Raw genomic sequence first — 19,465 nt, forward strand, 5'->3', positions numbered from 1 at the left:
GCCAGGAACCATTCCGAGCCGTATTGGCAGCCTTTCGGATATACAATCGGCTGTCGGCAGTTGGATTACATCCATGAGTAAACAGAGATTGCAGCTTGATTATTTGGTTATCAAGTCTCCCGAGCGCCCTTGGCCATCCGCAACAGCTGGGATGCTTACCAAGCTAAATGTTGAAACACAAGATTTCTTCACTTCCTTTGTTAAGGATTATACAGAAATTGGCTCAACTTCCGTCAATGCAGATGGAGTGCTTGAAGTATGGGTCGCCCGTGGACGGGACTGGGTACAGATTATAAAGCAGCTGGCTGATGAAGATTTTACTGCAAAAACTGGCATTCAAGTCGAGATCAATATTATACCCTCACAAGCAATGAATTTGCTGATGTTGGCTACTACATCAGGCAAGGAGCCAGATGTCGCTCTTGGAGTAGAGGCTGGAATTCCTGTAGAGTTCGCCTTACGTAACGGATTGAAAAATTTGAATCAATATCCGGATTATGAAGAAGTAGCTGAACGTTTCCGACCGGGCGCCCTAATTCCTTACAAGTATCAGTCTGGGAATTATGCCCTCCCTGAGAACCAGAACTTCTCGATGATGTTCTACCGAACAGATATTATGGAGGAACTGGGAATGACAGAGATTCCTGAAACATGGGATGACGTTATGGAGATTATTCCTACATTGAAGCGTCAAGGGATGGATTTCTACTATCCACATACACAAGCTTCAGCTGCTAATGAGTTCGCTCCCTTCCTGTTTCAAAATGGAGGAGAGTTTTATCAAAATGAAGGCACGGCATCTGCTCTTGATTCACCGGAAGCGTTAGCGGCGGCTTCTTTATGGACCAGTTTGTATACGAACTTCAATATAAGCCGGGAAGCTAATTTCTACAACCGGTTTCGTACAGGCGAAATTCCGATTGGTGTTGCTGATTATTCCACGTATGTACAATTAATGACTACCGCCCCTGAGCTTACAGGACGCTGGAAGATGGTCCCGATTCCGGGAATGCGAACTACTGATGGCAGTATTGACCGATCAGTAGGAGGAGCATCGCAAACAGGAATTATCTTCGAGAGCACCGACCACTCAGAGGAAGCTTGGGAGTTTCTGAAATGGTGGACCAGTGCACCAGTTCAGCAGAGATTTGGAACAGAACTGGAAGCCATTATGGGAGTCGAGGCGCGCTGGAATACGGCCAATGTAGAAGCATTGACGAATCTCCCATGGCCGAAGCAAGACATCGACGCGATTTTAGAGCAATGGGATTGGTTCAAAGAGCGTGAGATTGTTCCAGGAGATTATTATACGGTGAGGTATATTAATAACATCTGGAGTGAGGTTGTATTGAAGGGCAAAAATGTTCGAGAAGCATTGGAAGACGGTGTTAAGGAGATCAATCGTGAGATTGATAAGAAGCGTGAAGAATTCGGACTCGATTCACCCGTTGTGGTGGATATGGGCAACAAAGGGAGGTAGCACTATTGAGTGAAATTGCCGTTCGTACCAAGCAGCCAAACATATGGAAGCGGATATTCAGCCATCGTACCTCCTTTTTGTTCCTATCACCGTTCTTCATCTTATTTTTGATCTTTACGATTGTCCCAGTAGTAGCTGCGCTCTACTTTAGCATGACGTACTACAACATCCTTGAGCCTCCCCGCTGGATCGGGCTGACAAACTATAAGAACTTATTCCTTGAAGATGATATTTTCTTAAAGGCATTAGGCAATACTCTGCTTTTCGCAATTGTTACCGGACCGATAGGGTATTTCATGTCTTTTATTCTTGCATGGTTAATTAGTCAAATCCCGCAAAAATATCGTTTTCTATATACTCTCTGCTTCTACACACCAGCGATTACGAGTTCTGTTGCGATGTCCGTCGTTTGGCTGTACCTATTTTCGGGTGATCGATATGGGATGATCAATTATTGGCTAATGAACTTTGGGATCTTGAATGAACCATTTATTTGGCTGCAAAACGTGGATACCATTCTGCCGGTTATAATCATCGTATCGCTGTGGATGAGTATGGGGACAGGTTTTCTAGCCTTTCTCGCCGGACTTGCGAACGTTCCCAAGGATTTATATGAGGCAGGGGAAATTGATGGTGTTCGCTATCGCTGGCAAGAGCTATGGTATATTACACTGCCATCAATTAAGCCTATGTTATTGTTCGGCGCTGTATTAACCATTGTAAACTCGTTGCAGGTCGCTGAGGTTACTGAACAATTAGCCGGGTTTCCCAGCACCTTATATGCAGGCCATATGATTATGAACCATCTTAAAGACTTTGCTTTTATCCGATTTGACCTAGGTTATGCGTCTGCCATCGCTGTCGTATTGTTCCTTATGATGCTTGGAATGAATCGGATTATTTTTAATATCCTCGGGGAAAAGGAGTGATTCGTATGTCTAGCAGCAGTACAACTGTCAATCGAAGACGTACGGATTGGAGCGGGATTTTCATTTATATACTAATGTCCGCATTCGCTTTGCTGATGCTCATGCCATTAGTATATCTGGCTTCAACGGCATTCAAGCCCCTACCGGAGCTATTCTTGTTCCCACCGAGATTTTTCGTCATGAATCCAACCATGCAAAGCTTTATCGATCTATTCGCAGCGGCAGAATCATCGATCGTTCCTTTCTCCAGATATGTATTTAATAGTGTGTTTGTAGCTTTGATCATAGTGGTCGCAGGGGTTTTTATCAGCGCATTGGCAGCGTATCCACTCAGCAAGCATAAGACGATGCCGTTCCGTGAACCACTGTTCCGATTAGTCATTGTGGCGCTGATGTTTGCCCCGCAAATAACACAAATTCCTCAATATATCGTTATGTCAAGAAGCGGTTTAATGGATACATATTTTGCACTTATACTACCACCACTCGCAGCGCCGCTCGGATTGTTCTTGATGAAGCAATTCCTTGATGTGGTGCCGGATGCTTTGCTCGAAGCCGCACGAATCGATGGAGCGGGGGAAGGGAGAACATTTCTCTGGATTGTACTGCCGATGTTGAAGCCGGCTATTGCGACGATGACGTTGCTTACCTTCATCAGCGCTTGGAATGACTCTGGTGCAGCGATGCTGTATACAACGACAGATCAGTTAAAAAACTTGCCATATGTAATTAGCACGATTAGCGGAGGAGCGGGTCAAGTTGCGAGGGTCGGTGCTGTGGCTGCTGCCAGCTTCTTGATGATCATTCCTACACTCATCATGTTTATTGTGACTCAACGCAAAGTCATGGAGACCATGGCACATTCAGGAATTAAAGCATGAGATCATGCTTACGAAGTGAGTTTTGCTACGCAAACTTCTGGGAGGCATTGCGATGAAATATACCCGATACATTGCGGTTGTGCTTGCTCTGCTCCTCGTGCTGCAAGGGTCGGCACCTATGGCTGCATATGCGTCGACCCCCTATGAGGGATATGTTTATAATCATAAACAAAATACGGTTCCGTCTATTAACGGGTACGAATATGTGGATTCAATCGACGGTTCGATGGAAGAGTATGGAACCTTCAAAAATCCACAGGATCTGTTCGTAGCGGCTGACGATTCCATCTATATTGCGGACACAGACAATCATCGTATCGTTCATTTAAGTCCGGATCTCAAGCTGCTTCGAATTTACGGAGACCCGGATGGAGCAGGTAAGTTGAACGGTCCAAGAGGTGTATATGCTGCAGAGGATGGAACCGTATACGTCGCTGATACGAACAACGAAAGAATCGCTGTGTTTGCAACTGATGGGAAGCTTGTTCGTGAATATAAGTCTCCTGATAGCAAACTAATGGACGCTAAGTTTCAATTTCTACCTGCAAAGATAACACTGGATAAGTTCGGATATATGTTTATTGTAGTAGAAGGCTTGACCCAAGGACTGCTTCAGCTCAATACAGAAGGGAAATTTATGGGTTATTTTGGCGCCAATCACGTTCCATTCAGCTTCACTCGCATTATTACAAAACTGATTGCAACGCAGGAACAAAGAAAGCAGATGGCACTGACACGTCCTCCTGCTTTCTCCGATCTGTTCAGGGACAATCAAGGATTCGTTTACACGACAACAGTCGGTATCGATACGCAGCAGGTGAAACGATTGAGCGCGGTTGGTGTCGATGTATTAAACGCCCAAGAAGGTGCACAAGGCATATACGGAGATCTCCACTTCCAAACGACTACAAAGCTATCAACGGATGATGAATGGAGGGTAACGTCAGAGACGGTTATGCGCACCCCCGTCTTTGTGGGTGTAGCGGTTGATGAGCGAGGATTTATAACGGCACTTGATCAGATGACAGGCAAAGCGTTTCATTATGATCAACTCGGTAATTTGCTGTTTGTGTTCGGGGGTCTTGGGAACCAGCAAGGATTGATGATCACACCATCCAGTATAGACATCTCCTCTGACGGTACTATTCTAATAGCTGATCAAACGAGGAACCGGATTGACCGTTATCGTGAAACCTACTTCGGCAGTTTGGTCCATAAAGCCTCTGTGCTTTACTCAGAAGGACGTTATGAGGAAGCTCAGGAACCATGGATGGAAGTTCTCAATTTGAATAGCAACTATATGCTGGCCTACACAGCCATTGGAAAATCCTTGCATAAGCAAGAGAAATACAAGGAAGCCACGGAGTATTTACATACTTCGAGAGCCTACAACGAGTACTCCATGTCCTTTTTGGAATTAAGAAAAAACTTTATACGTGAGCATTTTATATGGTTTGTTATCGGAATTATTCTGATCGTTTTTCTATTGAAAATATTGCTCGATCGACTCCGCCTTCGGAAAAGAAAGCTACAACAAAATTACTACAAGGTTAGCTTGGAAGAAACAGAGGTTAAGCGAAAGCCAGTATTGGATTTCTTCCATAATGTAGGTCAGGTATTGGTTCATCCGATCGACTTTTTTCATAATTTGCAGGAGCCGGGACGAGCAAAAAGAAGAGATGCACTCATTATTATAGCTGCGGTCATTATATGCCGAATGCTGAGCTTGTCAATTTCCAGCTTTTTGTTTCAACGACGGGAAGCTTATGAAATTTCGTTCCTAACAGAGGGGCTCTCGATCATTATCCTTTGGCTGACGTGGTCTGTGGCGAATTGGGCGATCAGTACACTTCAGGACGGGGAAGGGAAATTTAAAGAGGTGTTGGTGGGCAGTGCCTATGCGCTAATACCATTCATAATCTTGTCGGTTCCTATCTCTTTATTGAGTAGATTCTTGTCTTTGCAGGAAATGTCCGTCTACGTCTTTCTCACAGGCTTCATGTATCTGTGGATAGCGTTCCTACTTATTATGAAGGTTAAGATTTTGCATGATTTTACGCTTTATAAATTAATTCTCATCCTTATCCTTTCGATAATCAGTATGTTAATTATGTGGTTCATTGTCATTTTGGTTTACGGACTCATGTATCAAGCTTATCAATTTGTACTGAACATTATTCAAGAGCTGAGCTTTAGACTCTAGAAAGGAGTGAAGAGCATGCTAAGAAGGATCATCAAGATCAGCATTCATGTCTTGTTGCTCGGCTCTTTGCTGGCTACGGCTGTCGGGTACGACATTTATTATAAGGCTAGGAATGAAGATAATCGGTTGAGGAAAGCATCTGGTATTACAGAGACATCCCGTAATGTATGCGTAGAAAATAACGACAAGGGGCCTCTTCAAATAACCGGATTTGATGGAGCAGCAGCTGCAACGATTCGCGAAGTGGCCAGTAATGAAAAGTTCAGTTTGGTTTACGATGAGAAGACGAGCGCAATAACGATTGAAAATAAGAGCACTGGCGAGCAGTGGTCGAGTATACCAAAGCTGGCTGAAGGGTCTACAGCCGCACAGCAAGCTCTGGTCCAAAAGCAGGTACAGATTCGCTATTCGTCGGGGTCAGAGGCGGTATTGTCGGATTTGGTTAAAGAAGTAGGAACGCTTACACCAACTCTAGTTGATGGTGGAATAAAGGTTTCTTACGAGGTGAAATCATTAGGTATTAGCTTTGCATTGGAATATCGACTTTCTACAGAAGGATTAGAGGTTAATATTCCTGAAGCTTCTATTAAGGAATGGGCCAAATGCAAGCTAGTTAGTATCGAACCTATGCCTTACTTCGACGCAGGTAGCTCTGATGAAGAAGGGTATATCGTAATTCCGGATGGATCAGGCGCATTGATTGAATTTCAAAAGAAACATTTGCAATATTTTGACCGATATTATCAATCCGTCTATGGCGTTGACCCGGCATTCGCTTCAAATATTAAGGCGTCAGTCATGCAAGAAGAGTATGAAGATATTTACCCTTACGCAAAAGAGAAGGTCGCTCTTCCAATCGTAGGCATCCATCGCGAAAATCAAGGTTTCTTAGCCATTATCACGGCTGGCGATCATGATGCGAATATTATCGCGTCTCCATCCGGATTTCAGAATGTTCCATTATACAGGGCTTCCGTTGAGTTCAAATATCGGAGCAGCGACATGATCTTCATTGGAGATTCGGGAATTATTCCAGTTTTGCAAGGGGCAAGGCTAATCGGCGATCGAACAGTTCGTTATGTGCTTCTTGAAGGAGAAGAAAGTGAATACGTGGGCATGGCAGGTGTTTACCGCAATTATTTGATGAATGAGCAGGGTGTTAAGGAAGTGGTTCAGGAGGAAAGTCCGCTCCGTATTCATCTAGTGGGCGGCGTGATGAGAGATGAAATTATTGGCAGCAGTTATTTGGCCATGACCACGTTCAAGCAGGCTCGTGAAATTATCGATCGTTTCTCCGCAGCGGGAGTTCAGCAGCTGGAGCTCGTCATTGAGGGCTGGTCAGATGGAGGGGTATTCGGCAAGCAGCCTGTCCAGTTCCCGGTGGCGAAAGGTTTAGGGGGAACAACGGAGCTTAAGAAGCTGATCGAGTATGCGCAATCCAAACATGTTCAGCTTTATCTGGATGCTAATTATGTGAAGCCGTTCATACCAAGCGGCTCCTATAATGCTTCAAAAGAGGCGATTCATGGTATGACACGTCAGCCGGTCAAGTTCTATGAGCAGGATCCTGCTACCATGCAAGTGAAAGAAGGGACATCATTCCATCTATTGAATCCTGATAAAGCTGTGAACAAATATTTGAAGGCTGAGCTGAATCAATTCAAGAAATTAAAGGTGGATGGACTGCATCTAAGTTATATGGGGGAGGAGCTTTACTCCGACTTGAGAAAATCCTCGCCAATATATCGCAAAGATACAATTGCTAGTTGGCGCGAGGCGATGGAGGCAGTACGCACAAAAGTGGGGCAGGTCAGTGTTGACTATGGGTTAGCCTACACATTCGGGTATGTAGATCGAATCGTCAATGCACCAATGGATTCCAGTCATTTTATATATGAAGGCTCTACAATACCATTCTATCAGATCGCTCTGCGGGGACTCGTTCCTTATTACGGAGAAGCGGGCAATCTGGGGGTAAATCCGCAAAATGAGATGCTTCGAATGCTGGAATATGGGGCACTCCCGTACTACCAACTAACCTATAAGAATTCTTCGAATCTGCAGCGTACCCCACTTGAGGGGCTGCTCAGCTCTGATGTTCATGATTGGCTTGAGCCAGCAGCAGAACTGTATAACCAAGCAGAAGCTGTACTGAACCAAGTAGCGGGTAAGGCAATTATAAATCATGAACAGCTTGAGAAAGGTTTGTATCGGACAACATTTGAGAATGGTGTCAGTATTTTTGTTAACTATGGTACAGAAGCAAAGACGGTTGAGAGTACAAGGATAGAAGCTGGCAGCTTTGCTTGGTCAGGGAAAGGAGAGTAACGACGATGAAGAACCGATTAGGTCTGTCGCTAAGCCGAAAGAGAACGCTGGAAGGCTATGCATTCGTATTGCCTTGGGTCATTGGATTCGCGCTTTTTATGGCGTATCCTCTCGTCGAATCCATTATCTATTCGTTTCAGGATTTGAAGTTGTCGTCAGGGAAATTGGCGGCAACACCTGTAGGATGGAAGCATTTCCGCAGCGCTTTTACAGTTGATCTAGAGATGATGCCGATTTTGCGCGGAACATTAGTTTCAATGGCAGTTCAGACACCGCTTATTCTGATCTTTGCTATGTTCTGCGCGTTGCTCTTGAATCGTCCTGCGAAAGGCAAAGCGGTGTTCCGTGGAATCTTCTTCCTCCCGGTTATTGTAGCCTCTGGAGAAGCTCTGACTACCTTGATGAAGCAGGGGGCCGCGACACTGCCGATCTTTCGGCAAGCGGGATTGAAAGAGACGTTAGCGGATTTTATTCCTATTCAATTATTGAATCCTCTGCTCGCTATGATGGATACGTTATCACTCGTCATGTGGGGAGCCGGTGTCCCGATTCTTATTCTGCTTGCTGGGCTGCAGACGGTATCGCCTTCCCTATACGAAGCAGCGAAGTGTGATGGAGCGACCGCTTGGGAGAGTTTCTGGAAGGTTACTTTTCCCATGCTGATGCCTATGCTGCTCGTAAGTACATTGTTTGTTATTGTAGATTCCTTTACTAACGCCTCCAACAGCATGATGGGATTTATATATGATCAGATCTTCATTAAATTAAGCTTTGGCTACGCGGCTGCATTAGGCTGGATCTATTCGACTATGATTTTGTTCGTAATCGCCATCGTTTTCTTCATGTACCGCAATACGAGCGCTTTGTCGCAAGAGGGGAGGTAAAACAGTATGAAGGGAGTGACCGTGACCAAACTGTTGTCCCCCAGATCGCAGGACACAGAGCTTACGTTGCCTACTAGCAAACAAAAGGTAAAAACAGTATTACTTCGTTTAAGCAAAATGATAAGTCCGCTTCTGCATTACATTATCGTCTTAAGTCTTTCTTTCGTCTTCGTGTATCCAGTCATGTTCTTGATCAGTCAATCTCTTATGTCACCAGAGGACATCCTTGATGGCACCGTGCAATGGATTCCAAAAAATTTCAGCATGAAAAATTTCACTTTTGCTTTTGAGAGGATGAATTACTTACAGACATTCTCCAATAGCGTATTCGTTTCTGTTGGTGGTGCACTATTCCAATTAATTGGCTGCTCCATCGCCGGATATGGCTTTGCGCGATATCGTTTCCCAGGCTATTCGTTATTGATGGTTTTGCTGCTGCTTACATTCCTTGTTCCGCCGCAGACGATTGTCGTACCCTTGTACTTGTTTTTTGGAGCTAAACTCGGTTGGTTGAATACGTATTATCCGATTCTTGTTCCAAACTTGTTCGGTCACGGGCTGCGCGGTGCTTTGTTTGTACTTGTATTCATGCAGTTTTTCCGTGGCTTGCCTCATCAGATGGAAGAAGCAGCTAGAATCGACGGAGCCGGAGCGTTTCGTACATTTACATCCATTATGATGCCTATGGCGAAGCCTGCTGTACTTGTTGTTTTATTGTTCTCAATCGTATGGCATTGGAACGATTCCTATTTCCCTAATTTATATGTGAACAATGCAAGTATGCATACGCTGAATCAATCTCTCTCTACTTTTCAAGCTGAAAATATTGGTGCCCAGAATGAAAAGTTGGAAGATACGAAAGAGAATATCGGTCAGCTTCCGACCAATTTTGAGAAAAGGATGGCTGCTGCGCTCCTGACCATTCTGCCCATTTTGCTCCTGTATTTATATACACAGAAGCATTTTGTTGAAGGAGTAGAGCGGTCAGGCATTGCAGGAGAGTAAATTTCGATTAGGGGGAATGCCGGGCGTCGCAAAGCGATAGCAATTGAGAAAGTTCAACTAAGAATGATTTTAACAGTGATTCAATTCAAGTATTGCCAAAAACTAAAGAAGGTGGGCGAGAGAATTGAGTAAACATGTAAAAATTTCTTTGATGATCATGCTCGTATTCAGTGTGTTGGTCGCGTGCAGCAACGGAAATAATAACCCTGGTAAAAATACAAATAAAGGAAATACGACTCCAGCTACAAATGCGGCTACAAATGCAGGAACGAAGACTGACCCGGAACCGCCGGCAGACACGAAAGAACTTTCAGGTACGCTCGACATTTGGGGCAGCAATTCTGACGTTGATAAAGCATTTATGGAAAAGTATCCTAATGTTAAAATCACAAACAATGCACCAGATGATCATGAGGATGCTGCAATCGTTGCGATGGCTGCAGGTACTGGAGCTCCAGACGTTCTAGCATTATCACAAGCTCATTATTGGAAATTCAGAGCGATGGACGGATTGGAGAATTTACTAGACGCTCCTTACAGTGCAGGTGATATGAAAGGCGATTTCTTAGAAGTTGCTTGGAATCAAGCGATCTCCATGGATGGTAAATCTATGATTGGCCTGCCAATCACCTATGTACCATACGCAATGGCCTACCGCTATGATATTTTTGAACAGAATGGGCTGCCAAGTGAGCCTGAAGAGGTAGCTGCACTGTTTGYCGACCCTGAAAAGTTTTTTGAAGCGGCAGTTCAATTGAAAAATCAAGGCCTTTATATATTCAGATCCTTTGATGAAGTGGTGAACCTTTCTCTACCGGATACTAACTATTTTGATAATGATTTGAACTATATCCGCACCGGAGATGCCTATGTGAAAAGCTTGGATTATTTGAAGAGAGCTAATCAATTGGGACTTGTTTTAGATGGATCCAGCGACGAGATCAAAGCAGCGATGAACAATGGAACAATGATCACTTACTTTAATACGCTTGGTTCATTTGATAGCGTTTATGAGCAAGATGGAAGCAGAGCAGGACAGTACGGGAAATGGAAGCTGGCTGAAATTCCGTTTGGAAATCCAAAAGGTTGGGGAATGGATATCTATGCCATCCCTTCGCAAGGTAAAAATAAGGAATTGGCCTATGAATATGTCAAATTTGCAGCGACTGCCCCTGAAGCTGCTGAGCTCTTTTACAAATTTATAGACATTCCTGCGTATAAACCATCATGGACGCTTCCTTCTATTGCGGAGATGAAAATACCTGGACTTGACAATCAAAACGGCGTTGAATTTGGAATTAATTACGTTCAAAAAACAGTGATGTCGCCGCGTACTCCATTGTACGAAGAAGCTGATGACATCTTCTCAGAAGTGCTGGAAGAAATGTTGAAAAACAATCAGGATTCACGCGCAGCCTTGACACAGATCGAAGAAAGAATAGAACGGGAGCTTGCAAACCGGAAGAGCGAGATTTTAGCTCAGATTGGGAAATAACGCATTCAAATGTCAAAGCCGGGCAGAGAGTACTACTTTCTGTCCGGCATTTTCTAAACGAAGGGATGAATGCGAGTGAAGCAGACCAAGATGACTTTGCGGCTGGGAAAGTTTCCGCAATTTGAACGGACATTTCATACGATTCAGCAAGGATTGCCATCAGATGATGTAACAGGAATTGCTTTGGCGGCAGGCACAGTATGGGCAGGAACAGAGCAGGGTTTGGCCTATCTGGACGGTGATCGATGGGAGGCTGTTCCTGATAAAGGAGCGAATAATCCTCCAGCTATATCGATTAATGCAATGCATACAGATCGAAATGGGACATTGTGGGTGTCTGCGGGTGATGGTCTTTACGGACTGCAGCGCGGCGAGTGGAGGAAGACGTCTCTGGAAGCTAGGGTTGTAGCTCTTGCAGATGATGAGGACGGTAAGCTGTGGGCAGCGTCGGATGATGTTCTCTATTGCTTAGTTGACGGTGTATGGGGGACAATCGCCTATTTCAAAAAATCGGAGCAAGTTCGTGATATTGTCTCGCTTGGCGGAGGACACGTATATGCTTCAACTGATTCGGGACTGCTCGCGCTGTTTGGCAAACGGCCGCATTGGTTCCGTATCCGTGCAGAGGATGGAGCAATCGTCAGCAATGATCTGCGCGGATTGGCAGTAGACCGATGGGGTCATCTGTGGATGGGCACCGACAAAGGGATATGCATTCATGATGATGCGAACTTATTTTATGTATTAAACGGCTCTAAGGGCATTGCTTGTGAGGATATAAGGACCATCACGTTTGCTGAGGACGGCTCACGCTGGTTCGGCACGCCATGTGGGGCGATTCGACTTCAGGATGGTCAAACCACATATTTTGCCTCCAAGCGATATATGCCGGACAACAATGTAAGGGCAATTGCAATTGAATCGGATGGAACTGCATGGTTCGCTACGGCTGGAGGAATAAGCCGGTTATCCACGCGATTGATGTCATTAGAGGAAAAGGCTGATCATTTCGACCGAATGGTTGAGCGTTACGAAACCCGATTTGATTTTGTCACTCGCCGCACATTGACGGTTGAGGGGGATATCGAGAGTGGGAACGTCCGCATCTCGGATAATGATGGTCTCTGGACGTCTGACTACGCGGCGGCACAAAGCTATCGCTATGCAGTTACTGGAGATGAGCGGGCTAGGGACAAAGCAAAACGTTCCATTCATGCGTTGATGAAGCTGCTTGAGGTTACAGGTCGTCCAGGCTTTTTCGCACGCTCGGTTCGCCACAAAACGGAAGCTCAGTTCGGTCTGCATAAAGTTAATCCGGAGTGGAGGCTTTCTGGGGACGGCGAATGGGAGTGGAAGGGTGATACATCAAGCGATGAGCTAACCGGTCATTTACATGCATATGCCATCTATTACGATTTAGCGGCATCCGAGGATGATAAGCCTCTTGTCCGCACAGTGGTTCGCGAGATTATGGATCATGTGATCAAGCATGATTATTGCTTGACCGATATCGACGGTTCTCCAACAACATGGGCGGTATGGACACCTGACAAACTGAACGGAGATGCGAAATGGCTTGATCAGCGGGGGATTAATTCCTTGCAACTGCTGTCTTTTCTGAAAACAACGGTTCATATTACCGGGGACGAGAAGTACGAACGTATATACCAAGACATTATTACTCGTCACCACTACGGTATGAATACTTTGGAGCAGAAACGGACCTATCTCGGTGAGGCGTCGAGCATTGATGATAATCTCGGTTTCCATGTCTATGTGCCTCTGCTGATGTATGAGACGGATCCTGATTTGCGCGCTCTATACTTAATGAGCCTGGAGCACCACTGGCAGTTCGAGCGACGGGAGCATAGCCCATATTGGAATGCTGTATACGGGGCATTGACAGGAAGGGCTTGTGATATAGAACAAGCCGTGCAAACGCTAGCAGCTATGCCGCTTGATTTCATTCACTGGAAGGTCGTCAACAGCAACAGGGCGGACGTAAAAATGAATGAGGAACTAGTGAAGCGAGGTTACCATCTGTTGTCGGAACCGCTGAAGTACGAGGAAAGGCCAGTCCATCGCTGGGATAAGACGCCATACATTTGCGACAGCGGGAGTGGTTATTTGCTCGAGGACGGTACTGTATATTTGCATCCTTATTGGCTCGCGAGATACTGGAAATTAATTGAGGAAGCGGAGCATAGTGTATGAATTTGAAATTTCGTGACGACGGCATATTTACAATTGTACAATTCGCCGACGTTCACAACGGCGGAGCTACGCCGGAAGACTTACTCTCGCTTACATTAATTGAAGAGATATTGCAGTGGGAAACGCCGGATTTGGTCGTCTTTACGGGGGATCAAATTCGCCGGGGACCTGATCCGAAGCTTCAATTTCGACAGGTAATGTCGCTTGCTGAACAAGTAAATGTACCTTATGCGTTCGTATTCGGTAATCACGATTCACGTGGCAGCATCACCAGGCAAGAGCTAATGGCTATGGAATCAGAGAGGCCGCTTTGCTTATCCGTGGCCGGCCCGGAGGACGTAAGCGGGACTGGTAACTACACGTTGACTATTTCCGGTTCACACTCTTCCAGAGTTGAAACGGTACTATATTTGTTTGATAGTGAGTGCAATGCCCCTGAGGGGGTAGGTGAAGAGAAGCGGAGAGAATGGATCGATCCGGATAAGAAGGCATGGTACACCCTGCAGTCTGCGGCGTTTGAAGAAGAGCATGGCTATATAGTACCTGCGCTTGCTTTTTTCCATATCCCATTACCGGAGTACGAGGAAGTGTGGAATACTCGTCCGTGCGTCGGCAACCGCCTAACCGAGGTTCGCTGTCCACAGTTCAATACGGGTTTATTTGCCGCAATGGCGGAGCGGGGTGATGTGATGGGAACATTCGTCGGTCATGATCATTCCAACGATTATATCGGAGAGTTAGCCGGAATTCGACTATGTTACGGCAGGGTCAGCGGCTTTAACAGTTCTTCAGTAGCTGGTTACCAGCGAGGTGCTCGAATAATCCGGCTGCGAGAAGGCGAGCGGAGCTTTGATACCTGGCTTCGCTTAGATGACGGAACGGTAGTTGATCAGCAGCCGGGAAAAAGGCCCAATAAGTAACTAAGACGAACATGAATACATGGGAGGTTAAAGTGAATATGGGAACGAAGCCAGTACTCCGTTTTCGCGAAGACGGAACATTTAAGATTGTGCAAATCGCTGATTTGCATGTGGAAGAAGAAGGGCAGGAGGATGCTCGTACATTCGCCGTAATCGAAGCAGTTCTAGAGTCGGAACGACCAGATCTCGTCGTGTTTACCGGCGATGYAGTGAAAGGCAATCGCTGTTCAGATCCTCTGAAGCGACTGCTGGACATACTTGAACTGCCAGAGAAATATGCGATACCCTATGCTTTTGCATTCGGTAATCATGATTCTGAGAATGATGTTTATACGCGTGGAGAGATGATGGATGCTCTATCGCAACGTGATTTATGTTTGGCAGAGGCTGGGCCAGATGACGTGACTGGAGTCGGCAATTATGTAATGACAGTGGCGGGCTCGGCTGGTCAGGAGCTGCAAGCGGCCATTTATGTATTGGATACAGGCTGCGCAGCACCCAGAGAGATTGTAAAAAGTTACGCATGGCTCGAGCGCAATCAAATAGATTGGTATATACAGGAATCGGGGAGGCTGACGGAAATAAACCAAGGGCCGCTGCCAGCGGTAGCTTTTTTCCACATTCCACTTCCAGAATATAACGATGTTTGGGATTTTCACTTGTGCCGAGGCGGTAAGAACGAAAATGTAGGCTGTCCTCGACTAAATACAGGTATGTTCGCGGCGATGAAGCAGATGGGGGACATCATGGGAACATTCGTCGGTCATGATCATACGAACGACTATGGCGGCGATTTGTATGGCATACAGCTTTATTACGGAAGAGCAGGAGGCTTCAATACAGTAGGAGAACAAGAATTCACTCGTGGTGCGAGGGTTATCCAACTGCGCGAAGGCGAACGTGGATTTGATACATGGCTTCGATTGGCAGACGGCTCGGTCGTGAGCGAACAACCGGAGCATGTGGCGGAAGGCCGCAAGCCACCTGTTCCGCGGCCGCCATCGGAAGCGCCAACGTCAACGCAAACGCAAGCTCAGGAGTCAGCGCCAACGTCAACGCAGGCGGTCCAAGCAACCTGAGTTGCTTGCTAGCCCATACAACGCTCAACAGTTAAGCATGCGAGACTCTGCAGTCAGGTTCGGTTGAAGGAGGTTCATATTCATGCTCAAGAAATTAGGCTACAAGGAAACGGATCGGTTGTTGATCGTTAACGCAGATGATTTCGGCATGTGTCATGCAGCTAATGAAGGAATCATCACTTTGCTACATGAAGGCGTGATATCGTCAGCCACGCTAATGACTCCTTGTCCATGGGCCATGGAAGCGGCAAAGACGGCTGCCGAGAATCCGCACTTCGACATAGGCATTCATCTGACGTTAACCAGTGAGTGGAAGCATTATAAATGGGGACCGGTTACGAGAAATGCTGCCGTGGATACGCTAATTACCGATGCAGGTTATTTTCCAGCCAAATGCTTTGAAGTAGAGGAGAGGGCGAGCTCCGAACAGGTAAAAATGGAGCTGCGTAATCAGGTGCTGCTTGGCTATAAGCTTGGAGTCGATCCGACGCATCTGGACAATCATATGGGCAGTATCTACGGGATAACGAGGGGACGAGATTTTCTTAAAGAAGCAATCGAATTATGCGAGGAATTCCGGATTCCACTTCGTATGCCGCGCTATATCGGCGACCAAGGTGTCAAAATGTCTGTAGCCATGAAAGCAGATTATGAGGAACGAGTGAGCTACGCGGACAGTAAAGGAATTGTACTCATTGATCATTTGCTCGGGCTGCGTTACTCCTTAGAACAGGATGAGACCTATGATTCCTTTAAACAAAAAATGATGGATTTACTCGGCCAGATGAAGCCGGGCATCTCTGAAGTGATCATTCATCCCTTTAAAGCTACGGATGAGCTGATGGCAGTAACGAGTCAATGGGAGAAAAGACAAATGGAATTCGAGCTGTTTCGCGATGAAGAGATGAGGAACTTTTTGCTCGAGCGAAATATTCATTTGATTAACTGGAGATTGCTGCGTGAGTATCAGAGAGGGGGCTAAACGGTTGGAGCTTTCTGTTATGACATTTAATCTGCGCTTTCAAACTACACATGATGAAGATAACGCATGGACCTTCCGCAAAGATCTTGCAGCAAATATTTTGAAAAAATATCGTCCAACTGTGGCGGGTACACAGGAAGGATTGCACGAAATGATGACCGATATGCAAGAGCGGCTTCCAGAGTATGATTGGATCGGGGAAGGCAGGAAAGGCGGGACTGCCAGTGAGTACAACGCCATATTTTATCGGAAGAATGAGCTCGATGTTGTGGACTGGGGACAATTTTGGCTGTCCGAGCAGCCTCTGGGACCTTATGTAAAAAGCTGGGGAGCAACCCATAATCGGATTTGCACATGGGCTCATTTTAAGGTTAAAGGCAAACCTCAATATGAGTTTCTTCATTATAATACCCATTTGGATAACACTAGTCAGTTGGCCAGGGAGCATGGCATCCGCATGCTTTGGGAGCGTCTCTCAGAGCATCATGAACGAACAGGGCTATCCGCTATATTGACTGGTGATATGAATGCAGAGCCGGGAAATTCGGTGATCGACTTTCTGCGTGGCGTACCAGACGATGATGGAACCCAATGTGACCTTAAGGACGCCTATTCTATCATGCGAACGCCGCCTGGTTTATCCATACATGAATTTCAAGGTGGATCAGAAGGCCAGCCAATCGATTATATTTTTGTGAGCCCGGAAGCGCGTGTGGAAGATGTCTCGATCATCCGTGACCAACCAGGCGGTAAATATCCGTCTGACCATTATCCCGTGCTAGCAAAGTTGATATTTTAGGAGGAAACAATTATGGAACTGTTTCTTATCCGTCATGGCGAGTCCGTGACGAACCTGTCGAAGACACCGCTTGCTGATGGCGGTTTGACTGATCTGGGGCGTAATCAAGCGGCAAACATGGCGGAATGTATGGCAGAAGCCGGCTTGACCCACATTTTCTCGAGTCCGTTAATGCGAGCTATTGAAACGGCCCAGCCATTGTCGCAGGCATCTGGTCTTCCAATAGAAGTATGGCTTGATGCACATGAATTATGGACCAAGGAAGGTTATCGGGGACCGACGACAGATAGCTTAACAGACATGTATCCCGAAGTTAGGTTTGCTGAGGGAACGGTAGCAGACCCGCTTGGATGGCATTGTCCTGGAGAAGAAACGTCCGAGACGGGCTATTTTAGAGCTAAGCGTTTGCTAGAGCGATTGAGCAGCCAATTTTCGGGTAATGAGCGAGTCGCTTTTGTTGGACATGGCGCCTTGAATCGCCGCATGATGCTGGCTGCGCTCGGACTTGAGTATTCGAAAAGCCTGCGTCCCTATGGAGCAAATGCCTGTATATGGTGGCTAGGCCTCGATCAGGGCAAGCTGGACATTCGTTATATCGGGCCAGCAATGCCCGGATTAATCGATAAAGTTATTTGAAGTTTGTGATTTGAAGTTTGCTATTTGAAGTTTCTAGCATCCAATTTTGATTGGGAGTGGTGAAATGGAAAAGGTTATAACAGAGGAAATGCGTGAATTTTTTTATACGAACGGATATGTCGTTGTTAAGAATGCAGTGCCTAAGCAGCAATGTGATGCGGTTATAGAGACCATATGGTCTTTTACCGGTCAGAATCCAGATGATGCAGATAGCTGGTATCAGCCTCCTACAGGTATGGATACGTTCTGGAAGCATCAGAATGACGGCATGATCCCGTTGTACAATCACCAATCACTTTGGGATAACCGGCAGCATCCAAGGCTTTACCAGGCTTTCGCACAATTATTGGATGAGAGCAAGTTATGGGTATCCATGGACAGGGTGAATATGAAGCCGCCAGTGCGAGAAGGGCAAGAAATGTTTGACCACGGTTTTATTCATTGGGATGCTGATTCCTTTCAATTGAGCTTCCCTTTGCCAAGACCGCGTAGAGTTCAGGGTGTATTGTATTTGGCTGATACGGAAGCAAATCAGGGCGGATTTCAATGTGTTCCAAGTATATATCGCGACTTTGAACAATGGATTGCGTCACAGCCAGCAGATAGAAACCCCTATCAACCTGATACTACAGGGCACGAGGTGGTTCCCATACCAGGCGAGGCAGGCGATCTTCTGATTTGGGACTATATGCTTGCTCACGGAAATGGAAAAAACTACAATACAAAACCGAGATTCGCTCAATATATTACCATGTCTCCAGCTCCCCAATCAGGTGGCGAGAGAACTGCGGACATCGAATGCTGGAGAGAGCGCAAGGGACCTGCACAAATGGCGGTCGATCCTCGCGGCTGGGAAGCGAAGATGAGTRAAGAGCCAGCTCAATTAACTCAGCTTGGCCGCAAGTTGCTGAGTCTTGATCCTTGGTGAAATAAGAGCTGCAATTAATCAAGGGAAAGGGTTGATAGTGATGCTGCTTGAGAAAGGCGATAGACTTCTCATGATCGGTGATTCGATTACTGAAGCTCCTAAAGGCGGCGGTTATGTTGACAGTGTAACTGCGTTGCTTCAATGTACCTATCCTGAACTCGGTATAGGCGTCATTAATAAGGGCATAGGCGGCAATACGTCTCGCGATCTTAAGCGTCGTTGGCAGGAGGATGTGCTGGATCATCGTCCGGAGTGGCTATCGATCATGATTGGCATCAATGATGTATGGGGACAATTCAGCATACCGGATCGAGAATCTCATGCGGTGGATCTAGATGAATACGAGGCCACTTTGCGGGAGTTAATCGGATCTGTTCGAGAAGGGCTAAAGGGACTCATTCTAATGACCCCTTATTATATGGAATCAAATGAAAACGATGCGATGCGAATCAGAATGGATGAATACTCGTCTACAGTTAAGAGGCTTGCGATGGAATATAACGCAATACTGGTAGACACGCAATCCGCTATGGATGAGTTAATGCAGGTTTATTATCCGGGCGCGATTGCTTCGGATCGCGTTCATCCGAAAAGGGTGGGCCATATGGCGATTGCTAGAGCTTTTCTGAAAGCAGTCGGATTCGTATGGTAGTGGGATTAGAGCTGATTAGCGATAAGTGATAATCGATTGGCAAGGAGTGA

Annotated in this window: 16 protein-coding genes; all 16 read left to right on the top strand. The window is 46.0% G+C overall.

The features are described from left to right. Positions 1-1,480, top strand: a 1,480-nt coding sequence (locus AC1DWN_RS08760) for an ABC transporter substrate-binding protein (protein WP_477558517.1), incomplete at its 5' end; no start/stop codon positions are given. A gap of 5 nt (positions 1,481-1,485) precedes the next feature. Further along, on the top strand, positions 1,486-2,409 hold the full coding sequence (locus AC1DWN_RS08765) for a carbohydrate ABC transporter permease (protein ID WP_477558518.1): 924 nt from the start codon (positions 1,486-1,488) through the stop codon (positions 2,407-2,409). A 5-nt stretch (positions 2,410-2,414) separates the two neighbouring features. Further along, on the top strand, positions 2,415-3,290 hold the full coding sequence (locus tag AC1DWN_RS08770; RefSeq protein ID WP_477558519.1) for a carbohydrate ABC transporter permease: 876 nt from the start codon (positions 2,415-2,417) through the stop codon (positions 3,288-3,290). Positions 3,291-3,342: 52 nt separating this feature from the next. Then, on the top strand, positions 3,343-5,493 hold the full coding sequence (locus AC1DWN_RS08775; RefSeq protein WP_477558520.1) for a YIP1 family protein: 2,151 nt from the start codon (positions 3,343-3,345) through the stop codon (positions 5,491-5,493). A gap of 15 nt (positions 5,494-5,508) precedes the next feature. Next, on the top strand, positions 5,509-7,821 hold the full coding sequence (locus AC1DWN_RS08780; protein WP_477558521.1) for a DUF5696 domain-containing protein: 2,313 nt from the start codon (positions 5,509-5,511) through the stop codon (positions 7,819-7,821). Between the two features lie 5 nt (positions 7,822-7,826). After that, positions 7,827-8,705 carry a carbohydrate ABC transporter permease gene (locus AC1DWN_RS08785; protein WP_477558522.1) on the top strand — a complete coding sequence of 293 codons (879 nt, stop codon included), beginning with the start codon at positions 7,827-7,829 and terminating at the stop codon, positions 8,703-8,705. 6 nt (positions 8,706-8,711) lie between these two features. Further along, complete coding sequence (locus AC1DWN_RS08790; protein WP_477558523.1) at positions 8,712-9,710, top strand: carbohydrate ABC transporter permease; 999 nt, start codon at positions 8,712-8,714, stop codon at positions 9,708-9,710. A 124-nt stretch (positions 9,711-9,834) separates the two neighbouring features. Beyond that, on the top strand, positions 9,835-11,205 hold the full coding sequence (locus AC1DWN_RS08795; RefSeq protein ID WP_477558524.1) for an extracellular solute-binding protein: 1,371 nt from the start codon (positions 9,835-9,837) through the stop codon (positions 11,203-11,205). Positions 11,206-11,280: 75 nt separating this feature from the next. Then, a complete protein-coding gene (locus tag AC1DWN_RS08800) occupies positions 11,281-13,419 on the top strand; it encodes a ligand-binding sensor domain-containing protein (RefSeq protein ID WP_477558525.1) in 2,139 nt (712 codons plus the stop codon). Next, positions 13,416-14,339, top strand: coding sequence for a metallophosphoesterase family protein (locus tag AC1DWN_RS08805; protein WP_477558526.1), 924 nt, complete (start codon positions 13,416-13,418; stop codon positions 14,337-14,339). Before AC1DWN_RS08800 ends, AC1DWN_RS08805 begins: the two co-directional genes overlap by 4 nt. A gap of 38 nt (positions 14,340-14,377) precedes the next feature. Next, a complete protein-coding gene (locus AC1DWN_RS08810; protein ID WP_477558527.1) occupies positions 14,378-15,418 on the top strand; it encodes a metallophosphoesterase family protein in 1,041 nt (346 codons plus the stop codon). An 82-nt stretch (positions 15,419-15,500) separates the two neighbouring features. Continuing rightward, entirely contained in the window at positions 15,501-16,400 is a 900-nt protein-coding gene (locus AC1DWN_RS08815; RefSeq protein ID WP_477558528.1) for a polysaccharide deacetylase family protein, read from the top strand. Then, positions 16,378-17,199: an endonuclease/exonuclease/phosphatase family protein gene (locus tag AC1DWN_RS08820; RefSeq protein ID WP_477558529.1), complete on the top strand. Its 822-nt coding sequence runs from the start codon at positions 16,378-16,380 to the stop codon at positions 17,197-17,199. The genes AC1DWN_RS08815 and AC1DWN_RS08820 overlap by 23 nt, the downstream gene beginning before the upstream one ends. Positions 17,200-17,211: 12 nt before the next feature. Next, entirely contained in the window at positions 17,212-17,835 is a 624-nt protein-coding gene (locus AC1DWN_RS08825) for a histidine phosphatase family protein (protein WP_477558530.1), read from the top strand. 64 nt (positions 17,836-17,899) lie between these two features. Further along, positions 17,900-18,763, top strand: a complete 864-nt coding sequence (locus tag AC1DWN_RS08830) for a phytanoyl-CoA dioxygenase family protein (RefSeq protein WP_477558531.1) — start codon at positions 17,900-17,902, stop codon at positions 18,761-18,763. A gap of 40 nt (positions 18,764-18,803) precedes the next feature. Next, entirely contained in the window at positions 18,804-19,415 is a 612-nt protein-coding gene (locus AC1DWN_RS08835; protein ID WP_477558532.1) for an SGNH/GDSL hydrolase family protein, read from the top strand. Positions 19,416-19,465: the final 50 nt, after the last annotated feature.

This window comes from Paenibacillus sp. P4_A7, from assembly GCF_056402455.1.

What these genes read in the sequence shown, in the direction of transcription:
- AC1DWN_RS08770 (WP_477558519.1), top strand. Translation starts at nt 2,415, where the DNA reads ATGTCTAGCAGCAGTACAACTGTCAATCGAAGACGTACGGATTGGAGC.
- AC1DWN_RS08775 (WP_477558520.1), top strand. Translation starts at nt 3,343, where the DNA reads ATGAAATATACCCGATACATTGCGGTTGTGCTTGCTCTGCTCCTCGTG.
- AC1DWN_RS08780 (WP_477558521.1), top strand. Translation starts at nt 5,509, where the DNA reads ATGCTAAGAAGGATCATCAAGATCAGCATTCATGTCTTGTTGCTCGGC.
- AC1DWN_RS08785 (WP_477558522.1), top strand. Translation starts at nt 7,827, where the DNA reads ATGAAGAACCGATTAGGTCTGTCGCTAAGCCGAAAGAGAACGCTGGAA.
- AC1DWN_RS08790 (WP_477558523.1), top strand. Translation starts at nt 8,712, where the DNA reads ATGAAGGGAGTGACCGTGACCAAACTGTTGTCCCCCAGATCGCAGGAC.
- AC1DWN_RS08805 (WP_477558526.1), top strand. Translation starts at nt 13,416, where the DNA reads ATGAATTTGAAATTTCGTGACGACGGCATATTTACAATTGTACAATTC.
- AC1DWN_RS08815 (WP_477558528.1), top strand. Translation starts at nt 15,501, where the DNA reads ATGCTCAAGAAATTAGGCTACAAGGAAACGGATCGGTTGTTGATCGTT.
- AC1DWN_RS08825 (WP_477558530.1), top strand. Translation starts at nt 17,212, where the DNA reads ATGGAACTGTTTCTTATCCGTCATGGCGAGTCCGTGACGAACCTGTCG.
- AC1DWN_RS08835 (WP_477558532.1), top strand. Translation starts at nt 18,804, where the DNA reads ATGCTGCTTGAGAAAGGCGATAGACTTCTCATGATCGGTGATTCGATT.